Origin of the sequence: Pseudoroseicyclus aestuarii (assembly GCF_003217255.1) — a bacterium.
GTDB classification, from domain to species: domain Bacteria; phylum Pseudomonadota; class Alphaproteobacteria; order Rhodobacterales; family Rhodobacteraceae; genus Pseudoroseicyclus; species Pseudoroseicyclus aestuarii.
The window spans coordinates 35,667-56,278 of record NZ_QJTE01000006.1; the positions used below are offsets into that span (position 1 = coordinate 35,667).

The 20,612-nt window shown below is 68.8% G+C and carries 19 protein-coding genes; 8 read left to right on the forward strand and 11 right to left on the reverse strand.

The window, feature by feature from the left end; all coding sequences use genetic code 11:
• Positions 1-11: 11 nt before the first annotated feature.
• The 7 genes from DFP88_RS14235 to DFP88_RS14265 all read right to left on the reverse strand — a co-directional run bounded on the left by DFP88_RS14235 (position 12) and on the right by DFP88_RS14265 (position 8,428).
• Positions 12-944: an alpha/beta hydrolase gene (locus DFP88_RS14235; protein WP_110815371.1), complete on the reverse strand. Its 933-nt coding sequence runs from the start codon at positions 942-944 to the stop codon at positions 12-14.
• Positions 941-2,563 carry an ABC transporter ATP-binding protein gene (locus tag DFP88_RS14240; protein WP_110815372.1) on the reverse strand — a complete coding sequence of 541 codons (1,623 nt, stop codon included), beginning with the start codon at positions 2,561-2,563 and terminating at the stop codon, positions 941-943. The genes DFP88_RS14235 and DFP88_RS14240 overlap by 4 nt, the downstream gene beginning before the upstream one ends.
• A 4-nt stretch (positions 2,564-2,567) precedes the next feature.
• Positions 2,568-3,389, reverse strand: coding sequence for an ABC transporter permease (locus DFP88_RS14245; protein ID WP_110815373.1), 822 nt, complete (start codon positions 3,387-3,389; stop codon positions 2,568-2,570).
• Between the two features lie 4 nt (positions 3,390-3,393).
• Complete coding sequence (locus tag DFP88_RS14250) at positions 3,394-4,350, reverse strand: ABC transporter permease (protein ID WP_181418668.1); 957 nt, start codon at positions 4,348-4,350, stop codon at positions 3,394-3,396.
• Positions 4,351-4,352: 2 nt separating this feature from the next.
• Positions 4,353-5,849 carry a carnitine 3-dehydrogenase gene (locus DFP88_RS14255; protein WP_110815375.1) on the reverse strand — a complete coding sequence of 499 codons (1,497 nt, stop codon included), beginning with the start codon at positions 5,847-5,849 and terminating at the stop codon, positions 4,353-4,355.
• Between the two features lie 64 nt (positions 5,850-5,913).
• Positions 5,914-7,479 carry an ABC transporter substrate-binding protein gene (locus DFP88_RS14260; RefSeq protein ID WP_110815376.1) on the reverse strand — a complete coding sequence of 522 codons (1,566 nt, stop codon included), beginning with the start codon at positions 7,477-7,479 and terminating at the stop codon, positions 5,914-5,916.
• Positions 7,480-7,534: 55 nt separating this feature from the next.
• Positions 7,535-8,428, reverse strand: a complete 894-nt coding sequence (locus tag DFP88_RS14265; protein WP_110815377.1) for a beta-keto acid cleavage family enzyme — start codon at positions 8,426-8,428, stop codon at positions 7,535-7,537.
• 93 nt (positions 8,429-8,521) lie between these two features.
• Between DFP88_RS14265 and DFP88_RS14270 the strand changes: the two genes are divergently transcribed.
• Entirely contained in the window at positions 8,522-9,460 is a 939-nt protein-coding gene (locus tag DFP88_RS14270) for a GlxA family transcriptional regulator (protein ID WP_110815378.1), read from the forward strand.
• Positions 9,461-9,476: 16 nt separating this feature from the next.
• Here DFP88_RS14270 and DFP88_RS14275 read toward each other — a convergent pair whose 3' ends face one another.
• Positions 9,477-10,193 (reverse strand): TetR/AcrR family transcriptional regulator, encoded by a 717-nt coding sequence (locus DFP88_RS14275; RefSeq protein ID WP_110815379.1) that lies wholly within the window; start codon positions 10,191-10,193, stop codon positions 9,477-9,479.
• 56 nt (positions 10,194-10,249) lie between these two features.
• Between DFP88_RS14275 and DFP88_RS14280 the strand changes: the two genes are divergently transcribed.
• The 7 genes from DFP88_RS14280 to DFP88_RS14310 all read left to right on the forward strand — a co-directional run bounded on the left by DFP88_RS14280 (position 10,250) and on the right by DFP88_RS14310 (position 17,133).
• On the forward strand, positions 10,250-11,143 hold the full coding sequence (locus DFP88_RS14280) for an NmrA family NAD(P)-binding protein (protein ID WP_110815380.1): 894 nt from the start codon (positions 10,250-10,252) through the stop codon (positions 11,141-11,143).
• A 214-nt stretch (positions 11,144-11,357) separates the two neighbouring features.
• Positions 11,358-12,230 carry a LysR family transcriptional regulator gene (locus DFP88_RS14285; protein ID WP_110815381.1) on the forward strand — a complete coding sequence of 291 codons (873 nt, stop codon included), beginning with the start codon at positions 11,358-11,360 and terminating at the stop codon, positions 12,228-12,230.
• A 178-nt stretch (positions 12,231-12,408) separates the two neighbouring features.
• On the forward strand, positions 12,409-13,386 hold the full coding sequence (locus DFP88_RS14290) for a DUF1852 domain-containing protein (protein ID WP_110815382.1): 978 nt from the start codon (positions 12,409-12,411) through the stop codon (positions 13,384-13,386).
• Between the two features lie 25 nt (positions 13,387-13,411).
• A complete protein-coding gene (locus tag DFP88_RS14295; protein ID WP_110815383.1) occupies positions 13,412-14,452 on the forward strand; it encodes a methionine synthase in 1,041 nt (346 codons plus the stop codon).
• Complete coding sequence (locus DFP88_RS14300; RefSeq protein ID WP_110815384.1) at positions 14,449-14,943, forward strand: flavin reductase family protein; 495 nt, start codon at positions 14,449-14,451, stop codon at positions 14,941-14,943. Before DFP88_RS14295 ends, DFP88_RS14300 begins: the two co-directional genes overlap by 4 nt.
• 294 nt (positions 14,944-15,237) lie before the next feature.
• Positions 15,238-16,245, forward strand: coding sequence for a tRNA dihydrouridine(20/20a) synthase DusA (gene dusA / locus DFP88_RS14305; RefSeq protein ID WP_281268198.1), 1,008 nt, complete (start codon positions 15,238-15,240; stop codon positions 16,243-16,245).
• Positions 16,246-16,311: 66 nt separating this feature from the next.
• Entirely contained in the window at positions 16,312-17,133 is an 822-nt protein-coding gene (locus DFP88_RS14310; protein WP_110815386.1) for a sulfite exporter TauE/SafE family protein, read from the forward strand.
• A gap of 24 nt (positions 17,134-17,157) precedes the next feature.
• Here DFP88_RS14310 and DFP88_RS14315 read toward each other — a convergent pair whose 3' ends face one another.
• From DFP88_RS14315 to gltX, 3 genes are all read right to left on the reverse strand, one after another.
• Entirely contained in the window at positions 17,158-17,673 is a 516-nt protein-coding gene (locus tag DFP88_RS14315) for a GNAT family N-acetyltransferase (RefSeq protein WP_110815387.1), read from the reverse strand.
• Positions 17,651-18,964 (reverse strand): citrate synthase, encoded by a 1,314-nt coding sequence (locus tag DFP88_RS14320; protein ID WP_110815388.1) that lies wholly within the window; start codon positions 18,962-18,964, stop codon positions 17,651-17,653. The genes DFP88_RS14315 and DFP88_RS14320 overlap by 23 nt, the downstream gene beginning before the upstream one ends.
• 183 nt (positions 18,965-19,147) lie before the next feature.
• On the reverse strand, positions 19,148-20,575 hold the full coding sequence (gltX, locus tag DFP88_RS14325) for a glutamate--tRNA ligase (RefSeq protein WP_110815389.1): 1,428 nt from the start codon (positions 20,573-20,575) through the stop codon (positions 19,148-19,150).
• Positions 20,576-20,612: the final 37 nt, after the last annotated feature.

Here is a 20,612-nt window from a genome sequence, read left to right on the forward strand (position 1 = left end):
GCTGGTGCAGGCTACCGCCCTTGCCCGGGGGCTTGGCCGAGCGCCTCCGCACGGGTCCAGTCGCAGATCGCCGCGAAGCTGGCGGCTGCGCGGGCCGAGCCATGGCGCGCCCGCAGGTAGCCGTGGACGAGCTGCGGCTCGTTGCGCAGCTGGGCGCGAATGCCCGCCTCCGTCAGCGCGGCGTGATAGGCGGTGCCGTCATCTCGCAGCGGATCGACATCGGCGGTGACGATCAGGGCCGGCGGCAGGCCGGCGAAGCTGCCCGCGCGCAGCGGCGACGCCTCGGGCTCGCTGCGCTTGAGGGCGAGGTCGCCGCCGGTGATCGTCGCGGCATAGCCGGTCACGTCGCGGGCGCGCAGCAGCGGCGCTTCGGCGTTCTGGGTGTAGGAGGGCGCGTCGGTGTCGCCGCCAAGCCCCGGGTAGATCAGCACCTGGGCCAGGGGCATCGGCCCCTCCAGCCGCCGCATCCGCAGGCACAGCGCGGCTGACAGCGTGCCGCCGGCGCTGTCGCCCATCACGATGCCGGGCCGGCCCTGCGCCGTCTCGGCCAGCCAGACGGCGGCGACATCCTCGATCTGCGCGGGAAAGAGGTGCTCGGGCGCAAGGCGGTAGTCCACGGAGACGACCTCGCAGTCGGTGGCGACGGCCAGCTCGGCGCAGACGTCATCGTGGCTGTCGAGCGATCCGACGACGAAGCCGCCGCCATGGGCATAGAGCACGAAGGGCCCCGCTGCATGGCCCTCGGGGCTGTAGCGGCGGATCGGCACGCCTGCGGCGGTCTCGTCGCGCACAGCCAGCCCCTCGGGGCGCGGAGCCCGGAAGAGCGCGCACATGGCGTCGTAGAGACGCCGGTTCTCGGCGGCATCGGCGCCATTGGCCTCGGGCGGATAGGCGGCCTCGGTCATCTCGATGAAGCGCAGGACCTCGGGATCGGTGATCGTCATGCCTTGGCCCTTTGCGCGACGGTGCGGTCCAGCCAGTCGGGGTCCATCTCGGGGACGGAGCCGAGAAGCTGCTCGGTATAGGGGTGATGCGGCGGGGCGAACATCGCGTCCCGCGGCGCCTGCTCGACCACACGGCCCTCCTGCATGACCACCACGTCGTCGGCGATGGCGCGCACCGTGGCGAGGTCGTGGGTGATGAAGATATAGGCCAGGTCGTGCTCCTCCTGCAGGCGGCGCAGCAGCGTCAGGATGCCCTCGGCGACGATCTGGTCGAGGGCCGAGGTCACCTCGTCGCAGAGGATCACGCGCGGCTCGGCGGCCAGCGCGCGGGCGATGCCGATGCGCTGCTTCTGCCCGCCAGAAAGCGCGCCGGGCCGCCGGTCGATGAAGGTGTCCGGATCCAGCTCGATCGCGGTCAGAAGCTCGCGGATGCGGTCCTCGAGCGCGGCGCCGCGCAGGCCGCGGTAGAAGCGGATCGGACGGCCGATGATCTCTCGGATCGTCTGCTTGGGGTTCAGCGCGGTATCGGCGGACTGGTAGATCATCTGCACCTGGCGCAGCTGGTCCTTGCTGCGCCCCGCGAGTTGCGGGGGCAGGGGAGCGCCGTCGAGCTCGATCGCTCCGTCCGAGGGCGGCAGCAGGCCGGTGATCACCCGCGCCAGCGTGGACTTGCCCGAGCCGCTTTCGCCGACCACGGCGAGGGTGCGCCCGGCGTGGATATCGAAGCCGACCTCCTGCAGCACCGGGGTGCCGCGGGTGTATTCGGCGCCGACGTCCCGGACCCGCAGCACGGGCACCGCCTCGGCCGGCGGCGCGGGCCGCGCCGGGGCGGCATGGCTGCGCACCGCCCAGAGCGAGCGGGAGTAGTCCTCTTGCGGGGCCGAGAGCATGGCGCTGGTCTCCTGCTCCTCCACCTCCTCGCCGCGCAGCAGGATCTTGATGCGGTCGGCCATCTGCGCGACCACGGCAAGGTCGTGGGTGATGTAGATCGCCGCCGTTCCGACCTCGCGCACCGCGCCCTTGATCGCGCTCAGAACCTCGATCTGGGTGGTGACGTCCAGCGCCGTCGTCGGCTCGTCGAAGATGATGAGGTCGGGCTTGCAGGCCATGGCCATCGCCGTCATCGCCCGCTGAAGCTGCCCGCCCGAGACCTCGTGCGGGTAGCGAAAGCCGATCTCCTGGGGGTTCGGCAGGCGCAGCGTCTCGTAAAGCGCCTGCGCCTCGCGCAGGGCCTCGGGGCGCTTCATCAGGTGATGGATCGCCACGGGCGCCTCGGCATACTGGTCGATCAGGCGATGCGCCGGGTTGAAGTTGGCCGCGGCGCTCTGCGCGACATAGGCGATCCGCTTGCCCCGCAGGGCGCGGCGGCGGCGCGCACTCAGCCCCAGCAGGTCCTGCCCGTCAAAGCGGATATCGCCGCCCGCGATGCGGGTGCCGTCGCGGGTATAGCCCATGGCGGCGAGGCCCAGCGTCGATTTGCCGGCGCCGGATTCGCCGATCAGGCCCAGCACCTCGCCGCGGTGCAGGTCGAGGTCGATGCCCTTGACGATGGGCTGCCAGTCGCGGCCCTGGCGGCCCTCGATCCAGAGGTCGCGGATGCTCAGAAGCGGGTCGGTCATGGGATCAGTCCTCCAGCCCGGATGCGCGGTGCAGCATCCAGTCGACGACGAAATTGATGCTGACGGTCAGCAGCGCGATGCAGCCCGCGGGCAGCAGCGGCACCACCTCGCCGAAGGTGATCAGCTGGGCGGTGTCGCGCACCATCGAGCCCCAGTCGGCGGTGGGCTGCTGGATGCCGAGGCCAAGGAACGACAGCGCCGAGATGGCGAGGAACACGAAGCAGAAGCGCAGCCCGAACTCGGCCACCAGCGGCGCGGTGATGTTGGGCAGCACCTCGCGGCGCAGGACCCAGAACAGCCCCTCGCCGCGCAGGCGCGCCGCCTCGACGTAGTCCATGACTGCGACGTCCATCGCCACCGCGCGGGTCAGTCGGAAGACCCGCGTCATCTCGAGCACCGCGACGATCAGCACCAGCATCGGGATCGAGGTGCCGAAGATCGACAGCAGCAGCAGGGCGAAGACCAGCGAGGGGATCGAGATCAGCAGATCAATCAGCCGCGCGAGGATCTGGTCGGTCCAGCCCCCGAGGCCCGCCGCCAGCAGCCCCAGCGCTGTGCCGGCGAGGAAGGCCAGCACGGTCGTCGCCAGCGCGATCCCGACGGAATTGCGGGCGCCGAAGATCAGCCGCGAGGCGATGTCGCGGCCAAGGCTGTCGGTGCCCAGAAGGTAGTCGCCGCCCCATGGCTCGAACCCCAGGCCCACGACCTCCGTCTCGCCATAGGGCGCGATGAAAGGGGCGAAGAGGCCGGTGAGGGCGACGAGAAGGATCACCGCCATGCCGAAAAGCGCGGTCGGCGGGGTGGATTTCACGGCATGCAGGTCCATCGGGTTACCTCCGGCTCATCAGGCGCGGATTGGTGGCGATGGCCAGCAGATCGGCGCAGAGGTTGAGAAGGATGTAGATGCCGGCAAAGACCAGGCAGCAGGCCTGCACCAGCGGGATGTCGCGGGTGGTCACGGAATCCACCATCAGCTGGCCGAGGCCGGGGTAGACGAAGACCACTTCGACGATGACCACGCCGGTCACGAGATAGGCGAGGTTCAGCGCGACGACGTTGATGATTGGCGCCAGCGCGTTCGGCAGCGCATGGCGCAGGATCACCCGCATCGGCGAGGCCCCCTTGAGGCGGGCCATCTCGATATAGGGCTGCGCCAGCAGGTTGATGATCGCGGCGCGGGTCATCCGCATCATATGCGCGGTCACCACCAGCACCAGCGTCAGCGCCGGCAGGAAGGTGCGGTAAAGCATCGTGCCCAGCCCGGCATCCGGCCCGATATCGGCGATGGAGGGGAAGAGGCCCCATTTCACCGACAGCAGCAGCATCAGGATATAGGCGACGAAATACTCCGGAAAGGAGATCGAGGAGAGGGTCGCGACGTTTACCGTCCGGTCGAACCAGCTGCCCCGGTAAAGTGCCGCCAGAAGCCCCAGCACCAGCGCCAGCGGCACCGCGATGGCGGCGGCATAGGCGGCAAGGAACAGCGTGTTGCCGAGGCGCGCGCCCAGCAGCCCCGCGATCTCGCGCCCGTTGGCGAGCGAGGTGCCCAGATCCCCCTGCGCGATGCCGCCGAGCCAGGCGAGGTAGCGCTGCACCGGCGGCTGATCGAGGCCGAGCCGCTCGCGGAAGGCGGCCACGGTCTCGGGCGTGGCGGACTGGCCCAGCACCTCCTGCGCGAGATCGCCGGGCAGCAGCTCGATCGCGAAGAAGATCAGCAGCGTGATCGCGAAAAGCGTCAGAAGGCCGAAGCCCAGCCGCTGCAGCGTCATGGTCAGAAGGGGATGCATCCTCATTCGGCCTCCGGTTCCGGCCAGCCGATGTCGCGGATCGGGCGCCCGGCATGACCCGGCGCGGCGATCCCGCGCTGCCCGGGCGAGAGGGCGGCGAGGCGGTCTGTCAGCGGCGCCTCCATCGGCGCCGCGCGCCCGGCCTTGGTGTCGACATGCATCAGCATGTGCTCTGCCGTGGCCTGCACCTGGCCCGCGGCATCGACCATCTCGTGATGGATACGGATGCGCTTGGCATCATGGCCCAGCACCGTGGTCCTGACCGTCAGCGCTGTGCCCGGCCCGGTCTCGGCCAGGTGCCGCAGGTGGCTCTCGACCGTGTAGACGGAGCGTCCGGCGCCCATGTAGCCCGCGTCCATTCCGATATGGGCGAGGAAGGCGTCGGTCGCATCGCCGAAGACCTGCAAGTAGCGGTGCTCGGTCATATGGCCGTTGTAGTCCAGCCACTCGGCGGGCACCGTCGCCCGGTGCAGCGCCAGCGGGGCAGCGGGATCGGGCGCTTCGGCGGGGACGGCGCGGTCGCGCATCCGCGCTTCCATCGCAGACAGGGTCTGGCCCGCGCCCCAGTCGTTCTGCTTCAGCGCCTGGAAAATGCCGATCAGGTTGTCGTCGCGAATGCGCTCAAGCTCGCGCAGCGAATGCTGGCCGGACTGGGCGTCGGACTGGTCGCCGATCTTGGTGGCCAGCGCGTCGGTCATCTCGGGCACGTCCATCAGCTTGGTCCAGGGCCATTCGAGGGCCGGGCCGAACTGCTCGATGAAGTGCTTCATCCCGGCCTCGCCGCCGGCGATGCGGTAGGTCTCGAAGAGGCCCATCTGCGCCCAGCGAAGGCCGAAGGAATAGCGGATGACGTCGTCGATCTCTTCGGTGGTCGCGACATCGTCCTTCACCAGCCAGAGCGACTCGCGCCAAACGGCTTCCAGCAGGCGGTCGCCGATATGGGCGTCGATCTCCTTGCGGACGCGCAGGGGATGCATGCCGATCTCGCGCTGGATCTCGGCGGCGCGGGTCAGGGCCGCCTCGTCGCTCGCGGGGCTGCCCACCAGCTCGACCAGCGGGACGAGGTAGACGGGATTGAAGGGATGCGCCACGAAGAGGCGTTCGGGATGCGTCATCCCCGCCTGCAATTCGGAGGGCTTGAAGCCCGAGGTGGAGGAGCCGATCAGCGCCTCTGGCCGGGCCGCGGCCTCGATCGCGGCGAAGACCTTGTGCTTCAGATCCAGCCGCTCGGGCACGCTTTCCTGGATGTAATCGGCATCGGCCACGGCCTCGGCGAGGGTGTCGTGGAAGGTCACCCGCCCCTCGGGTCCGCGCGGGACCGAGAGCATGCGGTCCCAGGCGCGGCGCGCGCCCTCCAGCACCTCTTCGACGATGCGCCGGGCCTCGGGGTGGGGGTCATGAACCGCCACGTCGATGCCGCTGAGGGCAAAGCGGGCGATCCAGCCGCCGCCGATGACGCCGCCGCCGATGCAGGCGGCCTTGGTGATGATCTGGGACATGGGGGGCCTCTTTGTCATGGGTACAGCGGGGGCCCCGCCGTGGGTGCGGCGGGGCGGGGCCGGATCAGGCGGCCACCCACCAGCGCTCGATCGCCTTCCAGCCGTCGAGGAAGCGGTTCGAGGCGAGGGTGCCGTGCTGGATGCGCTCGGCCTTGCCGTCGATGAAGTTGGCGAACATCGGGATGATCGCGCCGCCGTCGTCGCGGCAGAGCTGCTGCATCTCGGCGTACATCGCCGCGCGTTTGCTCTCGTCCAGCTCGACCCGCGCCTCGCGCAGCAGGGTGTTGAACCGGTCGTTCTGCCAATGCGTCTCGTTCCAGTTCGCGCCCTGGGCGTAGACCATCGAGAACATCCAGTCCTCGGTCGGGCGGCCGTTCCAGTAGCCGGCGCAGAAGGGATCCTTGAGCCAGACGTTCGACCAGTAGCCATCCGCGGGCTCCGTCTGGACGTTCAGGTTGATGCCCGCCTCTGCAGCGCTTTGCTGGAACAGGACCGAGGCATCGACCGCGCCCGAGAAGGCCGCGCTCGAGGTCGAGAGCGTCACGTCGAGGCTGTCGAGACCGGCTTCCCGCAGGTGATGCCGCGCCCGGTCCGGGTCGTAGCTGCGCTGCTCCAGACTGGCATCGTGAAAGCGGTAGGCCGGGCCGATGGGCTGGTCGTTGCCCACCACGCCATGGCCGCGCAGGACCTTCTCGACAAGCTCCTCGCGGTTGATCGCGTGCTTGAGGGCGAGGCGGACGTTCACGTCGTCGAAGGGCGCCGCGTCGCAATGCATCGGGAAGGGATAATGCGCAGAGCCCGTCACCTCGACGATGTCGATACCGGGGCGCCGCTCGAGCAGGTGGACGGTGCTGGTCGGCACGCCGTTGATGATGTCGACCTCGCCCGTCACCAGCGCATTCTGCCGCGCGGTGGGGTCGTTGATGGTCAAGAGCGTGACCTCGTCGAACCAGGCGCGGTTCTCCTTCCAGTAATCCTCGCGCCGGGCCAGGCGGATGCGCACGCCGGGCTCGTGTTCTTCCAGCGTGTAGCCGCCGGTGCCGATGCCCGACTGCCAGTCGAGCCCGCCATCGCCGTTCGCGGGCATGATGACGAGGTGGTAGTCCGCCGCCACGAAGGGGAAGTCGGCATTGCCCGAGGCCAGCTCGAAGACCACGGTGCGCTCGCCCTCGGCCCGGATCTCGGTCACGTCGGTCAGCAGGTCCTTGGCGCCCGAGGTCGTGCCGTCGCCGCGGTGGTGGTTGAACGAGGCGATGACATCCGCTGCCGTCAGCGGCTTGCCGTTCGAGAAGGTGACGTCGCGCAGGCGGACGGTCCAGGTGCGGGTATCCTCGCTGGGCTCGATGCTTTCGGCCAGCTCGGGCTTCACGGCGCCGGTCTCGTCGATCTCGACGAGGTTGTTGCACACCCCGCCCAGCATCGCGAGGACGAGCGGCCCGGCGGCATAGGTCGCCGGGTCCATGGTGTCCGAGGTGGCGCCGCCCGAATGGCCGATGCGCACGGAGCCGCCGCGCTGCGGGGCAGGTTGGGCCATGGCGCCGCTGCCCAGCATCGGCGCCATGCCGAGGCCGAGCGCCGCGGCGGAGCTGCCGCGCAGGAAGCCGCGGCGGTCGAGGTCATGGGTGGACATGGTAAAATTCCCTGTCGTTGCGGGGCCTTGTGGCCCCTTGTTCCGGCCGGCGGTCTTACCAGCGCTTCTTGAGGTTCAGCTGCTCGCGCACCTGCGCGGGGGTCTTGAGCCCGACGTTCATCGCCGAGAGCATCGTCGCCGCCCGCTCGACCAGCTGGCCGTTCGAGGCGGGGACACCCTTCTCGAGCCAGATGTTGTCCTCCAGCCCGACGCGGATATTGCCGCCCGCCAGAACCGATTGCGCGGCATAGGGCAGCTGCATCCGGCCGATCGAGAACATCGAGTAGACCCAGCCCTCGGGCATGTTGTTGACCATCGCCATCAGCGTGTTCAGGTCGTTCGGCGCGCCGTAGGGGATGCCCATGCACAGCTGCACCATCACCGGATCGTCGATCAGACCCTCGGCGACCAGCGCCTTGGCCAGCCAGAGGTGGCCCGTGTCGAAGACCTCGATTTCGGGCTTCACGCCGGCGGCCTGGATGCGCTGCGCCATGGCCCGCAGGGTGCCGGGCGTGTTGGTCATCACGTAATCGGCTTCGGCGAAGTTCATCGTGCCGCAATCGAGGGTACAGATCTCGGGCAGCAGCTCCTCGACATGCACCAGCCGCTCGGTCGCGCCGATCAGGTCGGTGCCACCCTTTTTCAGCGGCAGCGGCGCCTCGGCAGAGCCGAGGACGATGTCGCCGCCCATGCCGGCGGTCAGGTTCAGGATCACGTCGGTGCCGCTGTCGCGGACACGGGCGACGACCTCGCGGTACAGCGCCGGATCGCGCGAGGGGGCGCCGGTCTCGGGGTCGCGGACGTGGACATGCGCCACGGCGGCGCCGGCCTTCGCCGCCTCGACGCAGGCCTCGGCGATCTGCTGCGGCGTCACGGGGATCTTGTCGCTCTTGTGCTGGCTTTGCCCGGAGCCGGTCACGGCACAGGTGATGAATGCGTCCCAGTTCACGTGGGCCCTCCATGGATCTCGATTGTCTTGATGGGGCGAGGCTAGGGGCCCTGCCGGCTTTACCTTTTGCCCAGACCGTCGCAAACGATGCCCATGACGCCAGATGCCCCCACGTCGATCAGCTTCGCCGTCTTCGACGGCTTCTCGAACATGGTCCTCGCCAGCGCGATGGAGCCGCTGCGCGCGGCCTGCGCGATCTCGGGACGGCCCCTTTTCGAGTGGCGGGTCCTGACGCTGGGCGGCGCGGCCGTGCAATCCTCATCGGGGCTGGTGCTGCAGGCCGACGGGGCGCTGGGCGATGCCGCTGCCGCCGACCTGCTGGTCGTCGTCGCGGGATACGGCGCCCGCGCGCAGGCGGCAGAGCCGGGGCTGCGCTTTGCCCTGCAGGCGGCGATCCGGCAGGCCGAGATCGTCGCCGGCCTCGACATGGGGCCATGGCTCATCGCGGCCTGCGGCGCGCTCGACGGGCGGCGGGCCACCGTGCACTGGCAGGAGGTGGAGGCCTTCGCCGAGACCTTCCTCGAGGTCGAGGTCGTCGACGAGAGCAGCGCGGTCGATCAAGGCCGCTGGAGCGCCGGCAGCGCCACCTCGGCCATGGCGCTGATCCTCGATCTGATCCGCAAGGCCGGGGGCGAGGTGCTGGCCTATGACGTCAGCACGCTCTTCGTCTTCGACCCCGCCGAGACGCGGATGCCGGCCAGCGGCGCCGTCTCGGCCCCGCTGCACCGCGCGCTCAGGATCATGCTCCGCAGCATCGAGGAGCCGCTGCCGCTGCGGCAGATCGCAGAGCGGGCCGGCGTCTCGCCCCGGACGCTGGAGCGGGCCTTTGCGCGCGAGCTGGGGGTGACGGCGGGCCGCTACTACACCACGATCCGGCTGTCCCATGCGCAGAACCTCGCGGTCGAGACCGAGATCCCGCTGCACCTGATCGCCGCGCGCTGCGGCTTTGCCTCGGCGGCGACGCTGGGCCGGGCCTTCCGCGCCGCCTATGGCCAGACGCTGAGCGAGGTGCGGCGCGCCGCGCGCGGCTGACCGGCTCGGACCCGCACTAGGCGCCGGGCGGGTCGGTAAGCACCTCGTGCCCAAGGACCTCCAGCGCCGTGACGATCCGGCGGTCCACCGCCTCTGCCGCCGTCTGCCCCTCGCGCCCCATGAGGGCATCCACGATGATCGGCGCGAAGGTCAGGTCGAGAAAGCGGTCCGCCACCGCGTCGGCCCGCGCCCGGACCTGCGGATCGGGGGTCTCGGGCACGAGGGCGCGCGAGACGACCTCCAGCACCCTGCCGCGCGAGATGCGCTCGACCTGCGCGATCAGCGCCGGGAACCGTCGCGCCTCGGCCATGAAAAGCCGCATCAGCTCCAGCGGGACGGGTTGCAGCGCCTGCGACAGCACCGCCCGTCCCGCAAGGGCGAGGCGCTCTGCGGGTGGGGCATCCCGCGTCTCGGGGCCTTGCCAGCGAAAGCTGCGGCCCTCGAGGGCGTGCTGGACCACCGCCTCGAAGAGCGCCTCCTTGCCGGCGTAGCGCGCATAAAGGCTGGCCTTGCCGACGCGCGCCCGCGCCGCCACCGCCTCGCAGCTGGTGGCGGCCAGCCCCCTCTCGAGAAACAGGTCCGTCGCGGCGGCGAGGATGCGGGCATTGACCGCGCCCGCCTCGTCGCGCCTAGGGCGCCCGACACGCGGGACGGGGGAGGTGGGCGGCGGCATGACCATGCCGTTACCATAGCGGCACGCCGAGGCGGATAAAATAGAACGGTGCCGTTTCATTTACCTTATTGCGCTTTACATGCTGCCCCGGAGCAGTTCCGCCGGAGGCGACAGATATGAACGACAGGGTGATCGTGCTGGCCGGGGCGACCGGCGATCTGGGTGGCCGCATCGGCGCCGCGCTGGCCCGCAGGGGGGCAGAGGTCCGCGCCATCGTCAGGCCCGGCACCCCGGCCAAAGCGCGCGGGCGCCTAGAGGGGCAGGGGATAACCTTGGTCGAGAGCGGCTATGATGCGGTTACTCTGCGGGCCGCCTGCGAGGGCGCGGGCTGCATCGTCTCGGCGCTGAACGGGCTCGAGGCTGTGATGCTGGGCCAGCAGGGCACCTTGCTCGAGGCCGCGGTGGCGGTGGGTGTGCCGCGCTTCATCCCTTCCGACTTCTCGCTCGACTACACCAGGACGCGCCCGGGCGAGAACCGCAACATGGACCTGCGCCGCCGCTTCCGCGCGAGGCTCGACGCGGCGCCGATCCGGGCGACCTCGGTGCTCAACGGCGCCTTCTCGACCGTGCTGACCGAGGATGCGCCGATCCTGTTGCCGAAGATCGGGCGGGTGATGCACTGGGGCGAGGCCGGTCAGGTGCTCGATTTTACCACCAAGGACGACGTGGCTGACTTCACCGCAGAGGCTGCGCTGGATGCCGAGGCGCCGCGCGATCTGCGCATCGCCGGCGGCAGCGCCTCCGCGCGCGAGATCGCGCGCCTCGCCACGGAGGTCTCGGACTGGCACTACCGCACCCTCAGGGCCGGCGGTATCGGCCGGCTCGGTCTCGCGATCCGGGCGGCGCGGGCCTTCGACCGGTCCGGCGACGCGGTCTTCCCCGCCTGGCAAGGCATGCAGTACCTGCGCGACATGATGAGCGGACGCGGCCAGCTCGATCCGCTGGACAAGGCCCGCTACGGCAAGAGCGACTGGACCGGCATCCGCGCGATGATCGCCGAGGTCGTCTGATCCGTCGGTCCCCTGACGCGTGCCCCGGTGCAGTTCTGCGGCCACGGAGCAAGCGGCTTGGCCGGACCGTGGCGTCCATGCCGAAGCAGGTAGCATCAATAGAAAACCGAACGCACCCGAAGGTGCTGTCTTGCCGCGCTTGAATGCGATTAGGTCTTGCCCATGACGCGTCATCCCGATTCAGGAGCAATTGAATGAACCGCCGGCACGTCTCGTGATCGACCTTCAGCCTCTCGTCATTTTGCGCGAGATCGACCGAACCTCCAGCCTGACAGAGGCGGCGGATCGTCTGAACCTGACTCAGTCGGCGGTCAGCCATGCCGTCCGCCGCTTCGAGGAGCGGCACGGTGTGACGCTCTGGGAGCGTGAGGGGCGCAAGCTGCGGCTGACGCCGGCGGGGGAGTACCTGCTCGGATTGGCCGCGCGGGTGCTGCCGCAGCTGGAACACGGCGCCTCGGTGTTGGAGGATTACTCACGCGGACGGCGCGGGGCGATCCGGGTCGGCATGGAATGTCACCCCTGTCAGGACTGGCTGATGCGGCTCGTCGATCCGTTCCTCGTCGAATGGCCGGATGTCGATCTGGACGTCACCTCGGCCTTTCAGTTCGGTGGGCTCGCGGCACTGCTGGGGCACGAGATCGACTTGCTTGTCACGCCCGACCCGATCGAAAGTCCGGGCGTCGGCTACCGGCCCGTGTTCGACTACGAGCTGGTCCTCGCCGTCGCCAAGGACCACCCGCTTGCCCGCGTGGGGCAGGTCGCGCCCTCTGACATGGCGCGCGAGACGCTCATCACCTATCCTGTCCCGCGCGAAAGGCTGGATATCTACACCCGGTTCCTCGTGCCCGCGCATGCCCGGCCGCGCAGGCATCGCACGGCCGAGACCACGGATCTTATGCTGCGGCTGGTCGCTTCGGGCCGCGCCGTCAGCGCCACGCCGGACTGGCTCCTGCGCGATGCCAAGGGGGTGACGGGCGTCCGCATCGGCTCCGGCATCCAGAAGTCCATTCATCTGGGGTACCGGACCGGGGCGCTGCCGCGCTATCTTGAAGAGTTCATGCAGCTGGCGGAAACCGTGGATATCTGACGGTCTGACCTCCGACCGGCAGCCGGCTCGGGTATGCATGACAGCGAGTCACGTTTACCCTAAAAACTTTCATTTTTATTCATGCCCCCGCTGCGGCAGAAGGAGCTATCGCCAGATCAGCCGGGTCATCGACCCTCCGCCACTGGCTTCAGGACCTCTGACAGGACGCGGGACCGCCATGACCGACCCTTTCGCATTCCGGATCAAGAGCCTCCGGTTCGATGAAACCTACACGCCCGACAGCGGCACGCGGCTGACCACGAATTTCGCGAACCTCGCGCGCGGTGAACATCGGCAGCAGAACCTCGCGAACGCGCTGCGCATGATCGACAACCGGTTCAACGATCTCGCCAGCTGGGACAACCCGCAGGCCGACCGCTACGCGGTCGAGCTGGACATCATCTCTGTCGATCTGGATCTGGACGGAAGCGGCGATGCCTTCCCCGCGATCGAGGTGCTGCAGACCACGATCCTCGACCGCAGGACCGGCACCCGCATGCAGGGGCTCGTGGGGAACAACTTCTCGTCCTATGTGCGGGACTACGATTTCAGCGTCGTCCTGCCCGAGCACAACAAGGGGCGCGACAGCTTCAGCCTGCCCGAGGACTTCGGCGCGCTGCATGGCAAGATCTTCAAGGCCTTCGTCGCCTCGGAGGCCTTCACGGCGCGGTTCCGCAAGCCGCCCGTGATCTGCCTGAGCGTGTCGGAAACCAAGAGCTACGAGCGCACCGCAAACACCCATCCCGTGCTCGGGGTCGAATACGTTCCGAGCGGCGCGTCATTGACCGAGCAGTACTTTGGCCAGATGGGTCTGCAGGTGCGCTACTTCATGCCGCCGAAAAGCGTCGCGCCGCTGGCCTTCTACCACTCCGGCGATCTGCTGAACGATTACACAAACCTCGAGCTGATCGGCACGATCAGCACGATGGAGGCCTTCCAGAAGATCTACCGCCCCGAGATCTACAACGCCAATTCCGTGGCGGGACAGGTCTACCGGCCCAGCCTGAAGCACCGGGATTTCTCGCCGACCCTCGTGGTCTACGACCGCGAGGAACGCGCCCGGCTTGCGACCGAGCAGGGCAGGTTCGCCGAGGAAGCCTTCATCAAGCCGTACCGCGCCCGGTTGACCGAATGGTCCGCCGAGGTCGCCGCCTGATCCGGGAACCGGGAAAGACATCACCATGACCAAACTGCTCCCCACCTCCACCGCTGGCAGCCTGCCCAAACCCGCCTGGTTGGCCGAGCCCGAAAAGCTCTGGTCCCCCTGGAAGATGGAAGGCGAGGCTCTGGCGCAGGCCAAGCAGGATGCGCTGCGCGTGACGCTTGGCGAACAGCGCGGCGCCGGCATCGACATCGTCAGCGACGGCGAGCAGACGCGCCAGCACTTCGTCACCACCTTCATCGAAGGGCTCGACGGCGTGGATTTCGAGAAGCGCGAGACCGTGCGCATACGGGATCGCTACGACGCCAGCGTGCCGACCGTGGTCAGCGCAGTGTCCCGCCCGCGATCCGTCTTCGTCGAGGATGCCAAGTTCCTGCGCGCGCAGACGGACGCGCCGATCAAATGGGCGCTGCCCGGCCCGATGACCATGATCGACACGCTGTATGACGCGCACTACCGGAGCCGGGAAAAACTGGCCTGGGAATTCGCCGGGCTTCTGAACGAGGAAGCAAAGGAGCTGGAGGCTGCCGGGGTCGATATCGTCCAGTTCGACGAACCGGCCTTCAACGTCTTCTTCGACGAGGTCAACGACTGGGGCATGGCAACGCTGGAACGGGCGATGGAAGGCCTCAGATGCCAGAAGGCCGTTCATGTCTGCTATGGCTACGGCATCAAGGCGAACACCGACTGGAAGGCGACGCTCGGCTCGGAGTGGCGGCAATACGAGATGATCTTTCCGGTGATCCAGAAGTCCAGCGTCGATCTGGTCTCGCTCGAGTGCCACAACTCGCATGTGCCGATAGAGCTCATCGAGATGCTGCGCGGCAAGAAGATCATGGTCGGCGCGATCGACGTGGCCAGCACCACGGTCGAGACACCGGAAGAGGTCGCGGGAACCCTGCGCAAGGCGCTGCAATTCGTGGATGCGGACAAGCTTTATCCCTGCACCAACTGCGGGATGACGCCGCTGTCGCGTCAGGTCGCGCGCGGCAAGCTCCAAGCGCTGAGCGCCGGGGCCGAGATCATCCGGCGCGAATTGGGGGCTTCTGCTGCGGCATGACCATCGCGGTCCGTGATATCGACCCAAGGGCGCTGCGCGAGTGCTGCGGCCGTTTCGCCACCGGCGTGACGGTCGTCACCACCCGCACGGCGGCAGGCGATCACGGCATGACGATCAGCGCCTTCATGTCGGTCTCGCTCACCCCGCCGCTCGTCTGCATTTCGGTGGGGCGCGGGGCGCGACTGTTGCCGAAGCTGCGCGGCTCGGGGCGCTTCGCGATCAATATCCTGTCCGAGGACATGCGCGCACATGCCCTGCATTTCGCCGGGCGGCCCGAGGCGGCGCTGAACGATCCCTTCGAGGACCGGCATGGCCTGCCGATCTTGCGCGATGCGGCGGCGGTGCTGGTGGCGGATGTGGCGCGAACGGTCGAGGCTGGGGATCACGTGCTCGTCCTCGGCGCCGTCCGGCACCTCGAGCACAGGCCGGGAGCCCGGCCGCTTCTGCATCACGCCGGCCAGTTTGGCGGCATCGCCGCTCAGGCGCGCTAAGCCGCATCGGGTCGCCATCGCGGCCCGGTCAAGATCGACCCCATCGGCTGACCGTCGGACCGCCGAGAGTGAGGGACGTAAATCCGCACGACCTCGTGACGCTTGCCCTCCAGCCGGATGACAACAGCGGCCCTCTATGCGATAGACCCACCCGCACGTTCGCGCTCGATGACAAAACCCGTCGACTACACGCCCCTGCCGCCATTTTACGCCGTAGTGCAAAGCCGGGATCAGGCGGGTAGTCGAGGCGGGACACGGTATGATGGCGGGCGAAGATTACGCAGGGTACAGCCAGTGAACCAAGGCCACATCAACACAGAAACGGCTAGCCGCCTGTCCGTGGCCCCGATGATGGACTGGACTGATCGGCATTGCCGCGCGCTGCATCGGAGCCTGTCGTCACGGGCGCTTCTCTATACCGAGATGGTGACGGCGCCGGCGGTGATCCATGGCGACCGGGACCGGCTTCTGGGCTTCGACGCGGCCGAGCACCCGGTGGCGCTGCAGCTGGGCGGCTCGGACAAGGCGGAACTTGCGCAGGCGGCGCGGATCGGGGCGGACTGGGGCTACGATCAGATCGACCTCAACTGCGGCTGCCCCTCGGACCGGGTGCAATCGGGCAGCTTCGGCGCGGTGCTGATGAAATCGCCGGACCTCGTGGCCGATTGCGCCGCGGCGATGATCGCCGCGAGCCCGGTGCCGGTGACCGTGAAATGCCGCATCGGCGTCGATGAGCAGGAGCCGCGCGAGGCGCTGCCCCGCTTTCTCGAGGCGGTGCGGGAGGCCGGCGTGCGGCGGGTCACGATCCACGCCCGCAAGGCCTGGCTGCAGGGGCTGAGCCCGAAGGAGAACCGCGACATCCCGCCGCTGGACCACGATCTCGTCCTCGAGATGAAGCGCGCCTATCCGGACCTCCACGTCTCGATCAACGGCGGCATCGCCAGCCTCGAGCAGGCGCAGGCGCTGCTGGGGCAGGGGATCGACGGGGTGATGATCGGACGCGCCGCCTACCACGATCCCGGCGCGGTGCTCGGCGATGCCGACCGCGCGATCTGGGGCGAGGGGGCCGAGACCACGCCCGAGGAGGCGGTGCAGGCCATGCTGCCGCATATCGAGGCGCATCTGGCGCAGGGCGGCCGGCTGCACCACGTCACGCGGCACATGCTGGGCCTCTTCACCGGGCGGCCCGGCGCGCGCGCCTGGCGGCGCATGCTCTCCGAAGGGGCGAGCGATCCGGATGCCGGCCCGGACCTCGTTCTGCGGGCGCTGGGCATGGTCGAGGGGGCACGCAGCGCCGCCTGAGGCGCGCGGCCCCTTGCAGAGAAGCGGCGGCGCGGGCAGGGAAGGCGGGCTTTCAGGAGGTTGCCGATGCCCGATCCCATGCTTTTACTTCAGATGGCGGCGATCCTCGTCGCTCTGGGCGCCTTTGCGGGCGTGCTGGCCGGCCTTCTGGGCGTCGGCGGCGGCATCGTCCTCGTGCCCGGCTTCTACTATGCCTTCACCGCGCTCGGCTATGCCTCGCCCGAGTTGATGCGGATCTGCCTCGCGACCTCGCTGGCGACGATCATCGTGACCTCGGCGCGCTCCGTCGCGAGCCATAACCGCAAGGGCGCGGTGGAATGGGGCGTGCTCAAGGGATGGGCGCCGGGACTGATCATCGGCGCGCTGCTGGGGGCCGTGGCGGTTTCGCTTCTGAACACCCGCAGCCTGCAGGCGATCTTCGGCGTGCTGGCGCTGATCGTCGCGCTCTACATGATCTTCGGCCGCAACCACTGGCGCCTCGGCAGCACGTTGCCCAAGGGCCCCGCCTGCTGGAGCCTCTCGGGCGGCGCGGGCTTCCTGTCGGTGCTGATGGGCATCGGCGGCGGCAGTTTCGGCGTGCCGGCCCTGTCGCTTTTCGGGCTGCCGATCCACCGCGCGGTGGCGACGGCGGCGGGCTTCGGCATCCTGATCGCCGTGCCCTCGGTCATCGCCTTCCTGCTGGGTCCGACGCCGGACCTCGCGCCGCCCTTCACGCTGGGGGCGGTGAACGGGCCGGCCTTCTTGCTGACGATCTGCACGACGATGGTGACGGCGCCGCTGGGTGCGGCGCTGGCGCATCGCACCGATGCCGCCCGGCTTAAGCGGGGCTTCGGCGTCTTCCTGATCCTTGTGGCGCTGAACATGCTGCGCAAGGCGCTGCTGGTCTGACGCGGCGCCTGCGCGCCGGCCGGGTTACTCCGGCCGGTGCAGCGTCATGAAGACGCTGTCGGACCACTGCCCGTCGATGCGGTAGGTGTCGCGGGAAAAGCCGGTGACGGCAAAGCCCAGCCGCGTGAGCAGCCCGACCGAGACGGCGTTGTGGGGATCGGCTTCGGCGGTCAGCCGCGGCCAGCTCGTCGTGGCGAAAAGGTGCGGGACCACCGCCTCCATCGCCTCGCGCCCCAGGCCCTGACCCCATTCGTCGGGATGCAGGATGAAGCCGACCTCTGGCGGGCGGTGAGCGCCGGCCTTGCCGATGACCGCGCCGTCCTTCTCGATGACGAAATCATGGCCCTGCGGCCGGTCCATCATCCGCTCCAGCCACTCCTGCGTCTCGTCGAGATCGCGGTGCGGCGGCGTCGACCAGTGCCGCATGGCACGCGCATCCGACAGGATCGCGTGCAGCGGCTGAAGGTCCTCCGCCCGGGCCGGGCGGAGGGTCAGGCGCAGCGTCTCGAGGACGGGCTCAGCGCTGGTCGAGGGGGACATAGTTGCGCTCCGTCTCGCCAAGGTAGAGCTGCCGCGGACGGCCGATCTTCAGCTGCGGATCGGCGAGCTGCTCTTTCCACTGCGACACCCAGCCGACGGTGCGGGCAACCGCGAAGATCGGCGTGAACATCGAGGTCGGGAAGCCCATCGCATCGAGGATGATGCCCGAGTAGAAATCGACGTTCGGGTACAGCTTGCGCTCGGCGAAGTACTCGTCCTCGACCGCGATCTTCTCCAGCTCCTTGGCGACCTGAAGCGTGGGGTTGTTCTCGACCCCCAGCAGATCCAGCACCTCGTCGGCGCTTTCCTTCATCACCTTCGCCCGCGGGTCGAAGTTCTTGTAGACCCGGTGGCCGAAGCCCATCAGGCGGAAGGGATCGTTCTTGTCCTTGGCGCGGGCGATGAACTCGGGGATGCGGTCGGGCGTGCCGATCTGGCGCAGCATCTCGAGCGCGGCCTGGTTCGCGCCGCCATGGGCGGGGCCCCAGAGGCAGGCGATGCCGGCGGCGATACAGGCAAAGGGGTTCGCGCCGGACGAAGAGGCCAGCCGCACCGTCGAGGTCGAGGCGTTCTGCTCGTGATCGGCATGGAGGGTGAAGATCCGGTCCATGGCCTTCGCGAGGGTCGGGTTCACCTTGTAGGGCTCGGCCGGCACCGAGAAGCACATGTGCAGGAAGTTCGACGCGAAATCGAGGTCGTTGCGCGGATAGACGAAGGGCTGGCCTACCGAATACTTGTAGGCCATCGCAGCGATCGTCGGCATCTTGGCGATCAGCCGGATCGAGGCGACCTCGCGCTGGTTCTGATCGTGGATGTCGGTGCTGTCGTGGTAGAAGGCGCTCATCGCCCCGACCACGCCGGTCATCAGCGCCATCGGATGCGCATCGCGGCGGAAGCCGCGGAAGAAGTTGTGCATCTGCTCGTGGATCATCGTGTGATTGGTCACGACGTGCTGGAACTCTTCCATCTCCTGCTTCGACGGCAGTTCGCCGTAGAGCAGCAGGTAGCAGACCTCGAGGAAGCAGGACTGACCGGCGAGCTGGTCGATCGGATAGCCCCGGTGCAGCAGCTGCCCCTTGTCACCGTCGATGTAGGTGATCGTGGAATCGCAGGAGGCGGTCGAGGTGAAGCCCGGATCGTAGGTGAAGACGCCCGCCTGCGCATAGAGCTTGCGGATGTCGATCACGTCGGGCCCGGCGGTGGGCGACAGCATCGGCAGATCGTAGCTGTCGCTGCCGATGGTCAGCTTCGCGGTGGTGTCGGCGCTGCCGGCTGTAGTGTCTTCGGGCATCGATGGCTCCTTGCTTTGCGCGCCGATTCACCGGGCCGCGCTGCCGATCCTAGCGCGCCTCGCGCCGGGCGTAACTCCCGTTATGCGCGAACCGCGGTCAATACCCTCTGCAGCACGGGGCCGCAGGGGGCGATAGCCTGGGCTGGTCGGCTCAGGGCTCGAAACGCCGGGGCAGGAGGGCGGTCAGACAACCGCCTCGGGGCTGCCCTGCGCGGCTTCGGTAATCCGCGCGAGCGACTCGTCCCGACCCAGGACCAGCATCATGTCGAAAACGCTCGGTGTGGCCGTTCGGCCCGCCAGCGCCGCGCGCAGGGGGCCGGCCAGCTTGCCCAGCCCGAGGCCTCGCGCTTCGGCCGCCGCGGCGACGATGGCCTCCAGCGCCTCTCGCGTCCAGCTAGCATCCTGCATCGGCGGCGTCAAATCCGCCAGTATGCCACGGGATTCCGCGTCCAGCGCCTTGGCGGCCTTTTCGTCCGGTACGATCGGCCGCTCTGCCAGGGCAAACTCCGCCTTTTCAAGGAGTTCGGGGAAACCCTTCGCGCGCTCCTTGAGGTGCGGCATGGCCAGCAGCACCCGCTCTTTCTGGCCCGGCTTCAGCGGCGCGGCACCCGTGGCAACAAGGAAGGCCTCAAGCTCCTGCATCAGCGCGGCGTCATCGGCAGCGGCGATGTGCTGGCGCGAGAGGTTATCGAGCTTCTTGAAATCGAGGCGGGCCGGCGCGCGGCCGATGCCGGAGAGATCGAACCACTCCCGCGCCTGCGCATCGGTGAAGAACTCGTCGTCGGCATGGCTCCAGCCGAGGCGGGTCAGGTAGTTGCGCATCGCCGCTGCGGGGTAGCCGAGGGCCTGATACTCCGCCGCGCCGGTGGCGCCATGCCGCTTCGACAGCTTCTTGCCGTCGGGGCCGTGGATCAGAGGGATATGGGCGAAGACCGGAAGGTCCCATCCCATCGCGCGGTAGACCAGCATCTGCCGGAAGGTGTTCGACAGGTGATCGTCGCCGCGGATCACATGGGTCACGCCCATGTCGTGATCGTCGACCACAACCGCCAGCATGTAGACCGGGCTGCCGTCGGAGCGCAGCAGCACCATGTCGTCCAGCTGGTCGCCGCCGACCGTCACGCTGCCCTGCACCGCGTCCTCCAGCGTCAGACTGCCGTCCAGCGGCGCCTTCACGCGGATCGCGTAGGGGGCATCGGGATGCTCCGCCTCCGGCACGTCCCGCCAGGGAGAGCGGAACAGCGTGCTGCGCCCCTCGGCGCGCGCGGCCTCGCGGAAGGCGTCGATTTCCTCCTGCGTGGCGAAGCACTTGTAGGCCGTCCCCTCGGCCAGCATCTGCTGCGCCACCTCGGCATGGCGCGCGGCGCCCTCGGCCTGGCTCACCGGCTCTCCGTCCCAGTCGAGGCCGAGCCAGCTCAGCCCGTCGAGGATCGCCTGCCGGTTCTCGGGGGTGGAGCGGGCGCGGTCGGTATCCTCGATCCGCAGCAGGAAGGTCCCGCCGTGACCGCGCGCGTAAAGCCAGTTGAACAGCGCGGTGCGGGCGCCGCCGATATGCAGCGCGCCCGTGGGCGAGGGGGCGAAACGGGTGACCACCGGGCTGGATGCATCCATCGGGATTAACCTTTCGTCAACCATGAGGGGGCGAAGC

Excerpts from the sequence above, each read along its gene's own strand:
- DFP88_RS14235 (WP_110815371.1), bottom strand. The coding sequence starts at position 944 with ATGACGATCACCGATCCCGAGGTCCTGCGCTTCATCGAGATGACCGAG.
- DFP88_RS14240 (WP_110815372.1), bottom strand. The coding sequence starts at position 2,563 with ATGACCGACCCGCTTCTGAGCATCCGCGACCTCTGGATCGAGGGCCGC.
- DFP88_RS14245 (WP_110815373.1), bottom strand. The coding sequence starts at position 3,389 with ATGGACCTGCATGCCGTGAAATCCACCCCGCCGACCGCGCTTTTCGGC.
- DFP88_RS14250 (WP_181418668.1), bottom strand. The coding sequence starts at position 4,350 with ATGCATCCCCTTCTGACCATGACGCTGCAGCGGCTGGGCTTCGGCCTT.
- DFP88_RS14255 (WP_110815375.1), bottom strand. The coding sequence starts at position 5,849 with ATGTCCCAGATCATCACCAAGGCCGCCTGCATCGGCGGCGGCGTCATC.
- DFP88_RS14260 (WP_110815376.1), bottom strand. The coding sequence starts at position 7,479 with ATGTCCACCCATGACCTCGACCGCCGCGGCTTCCTGCGCGGCAGCTCC.
- DFP88_RS14270 (WP_110815378.1), top strand. The coding sequence starts at position 8,522 with ATGACGCCAGATGCCCCCACGTCGATCAGCTTCGCCGTCTTCGACGGC.
- DFP88_RS14275 (WP_110815379.1), bottom strand. The coding sequence starts at position 10,193 with ATGAAACGGCACCGTTCTATTTTATCCGCCTCGGCGTGCCGCTATGGT.
- DFP88_RS14280 (WP_110815380.1), top strand. The coding sequence starts at position 10,250 with ATGAACGACAGGGTGATCGTGCTGGCCGGGGCGACCGGCGATCTGGGT.
- DFP88_RS14290 (WP_110815382.1), top strand. The coding sequence starts at position 12,409 with ATGACCGACCCTTTCGCATTCCGGATCAAGAGCCTCCGGTTCGATGAA.
- DFP88_RS14295 (WP_110815383.1), top strand. The coding sequence starts at position 13,412 with ATGACCAAACTGCTCCCCACCTCCACCGCTGGCAGCCTGCCCAAACCC.
- DFP88_RS14300 (WP_110815384.1), top strand. The coding sequence starts at position 14,449 with ATGACCATCGCGGTCCGTGATATCGACCCAAGGGCGCTGCGCGAGTGC.
- DFP88_RS14310 (WP_110815386.1), top strand. The coding sequence starts at position 16,312 with ATGCCCGATCCCATGCTTTTACTTCAGATGGCGGCGATCCTCGTCGCT.
- DFP88_RS14315 (WP_110815387.1), bottom strand. The coding sequence starts at position 17,673 with ATGTCCCCCTCGACCAGCGCTGAGCCCGTCCTCGAGACGCTGCGCCTG.
- DFP88_RS14320 (WP_110815388.1), bottom strand. The coding sequence starts at position 18,964 with ATGCCCGAAGACACTACAGCCGGCAGCGCCGACACCACCGCGAAGCTG.
- gltX (WP_110815389.1), bottom strand. The coding sequence starts at position 20,575 with ATGGATGCATCCAGCCCGGTGGTCACCCGTTTCGCCCCCTCGCCCACG.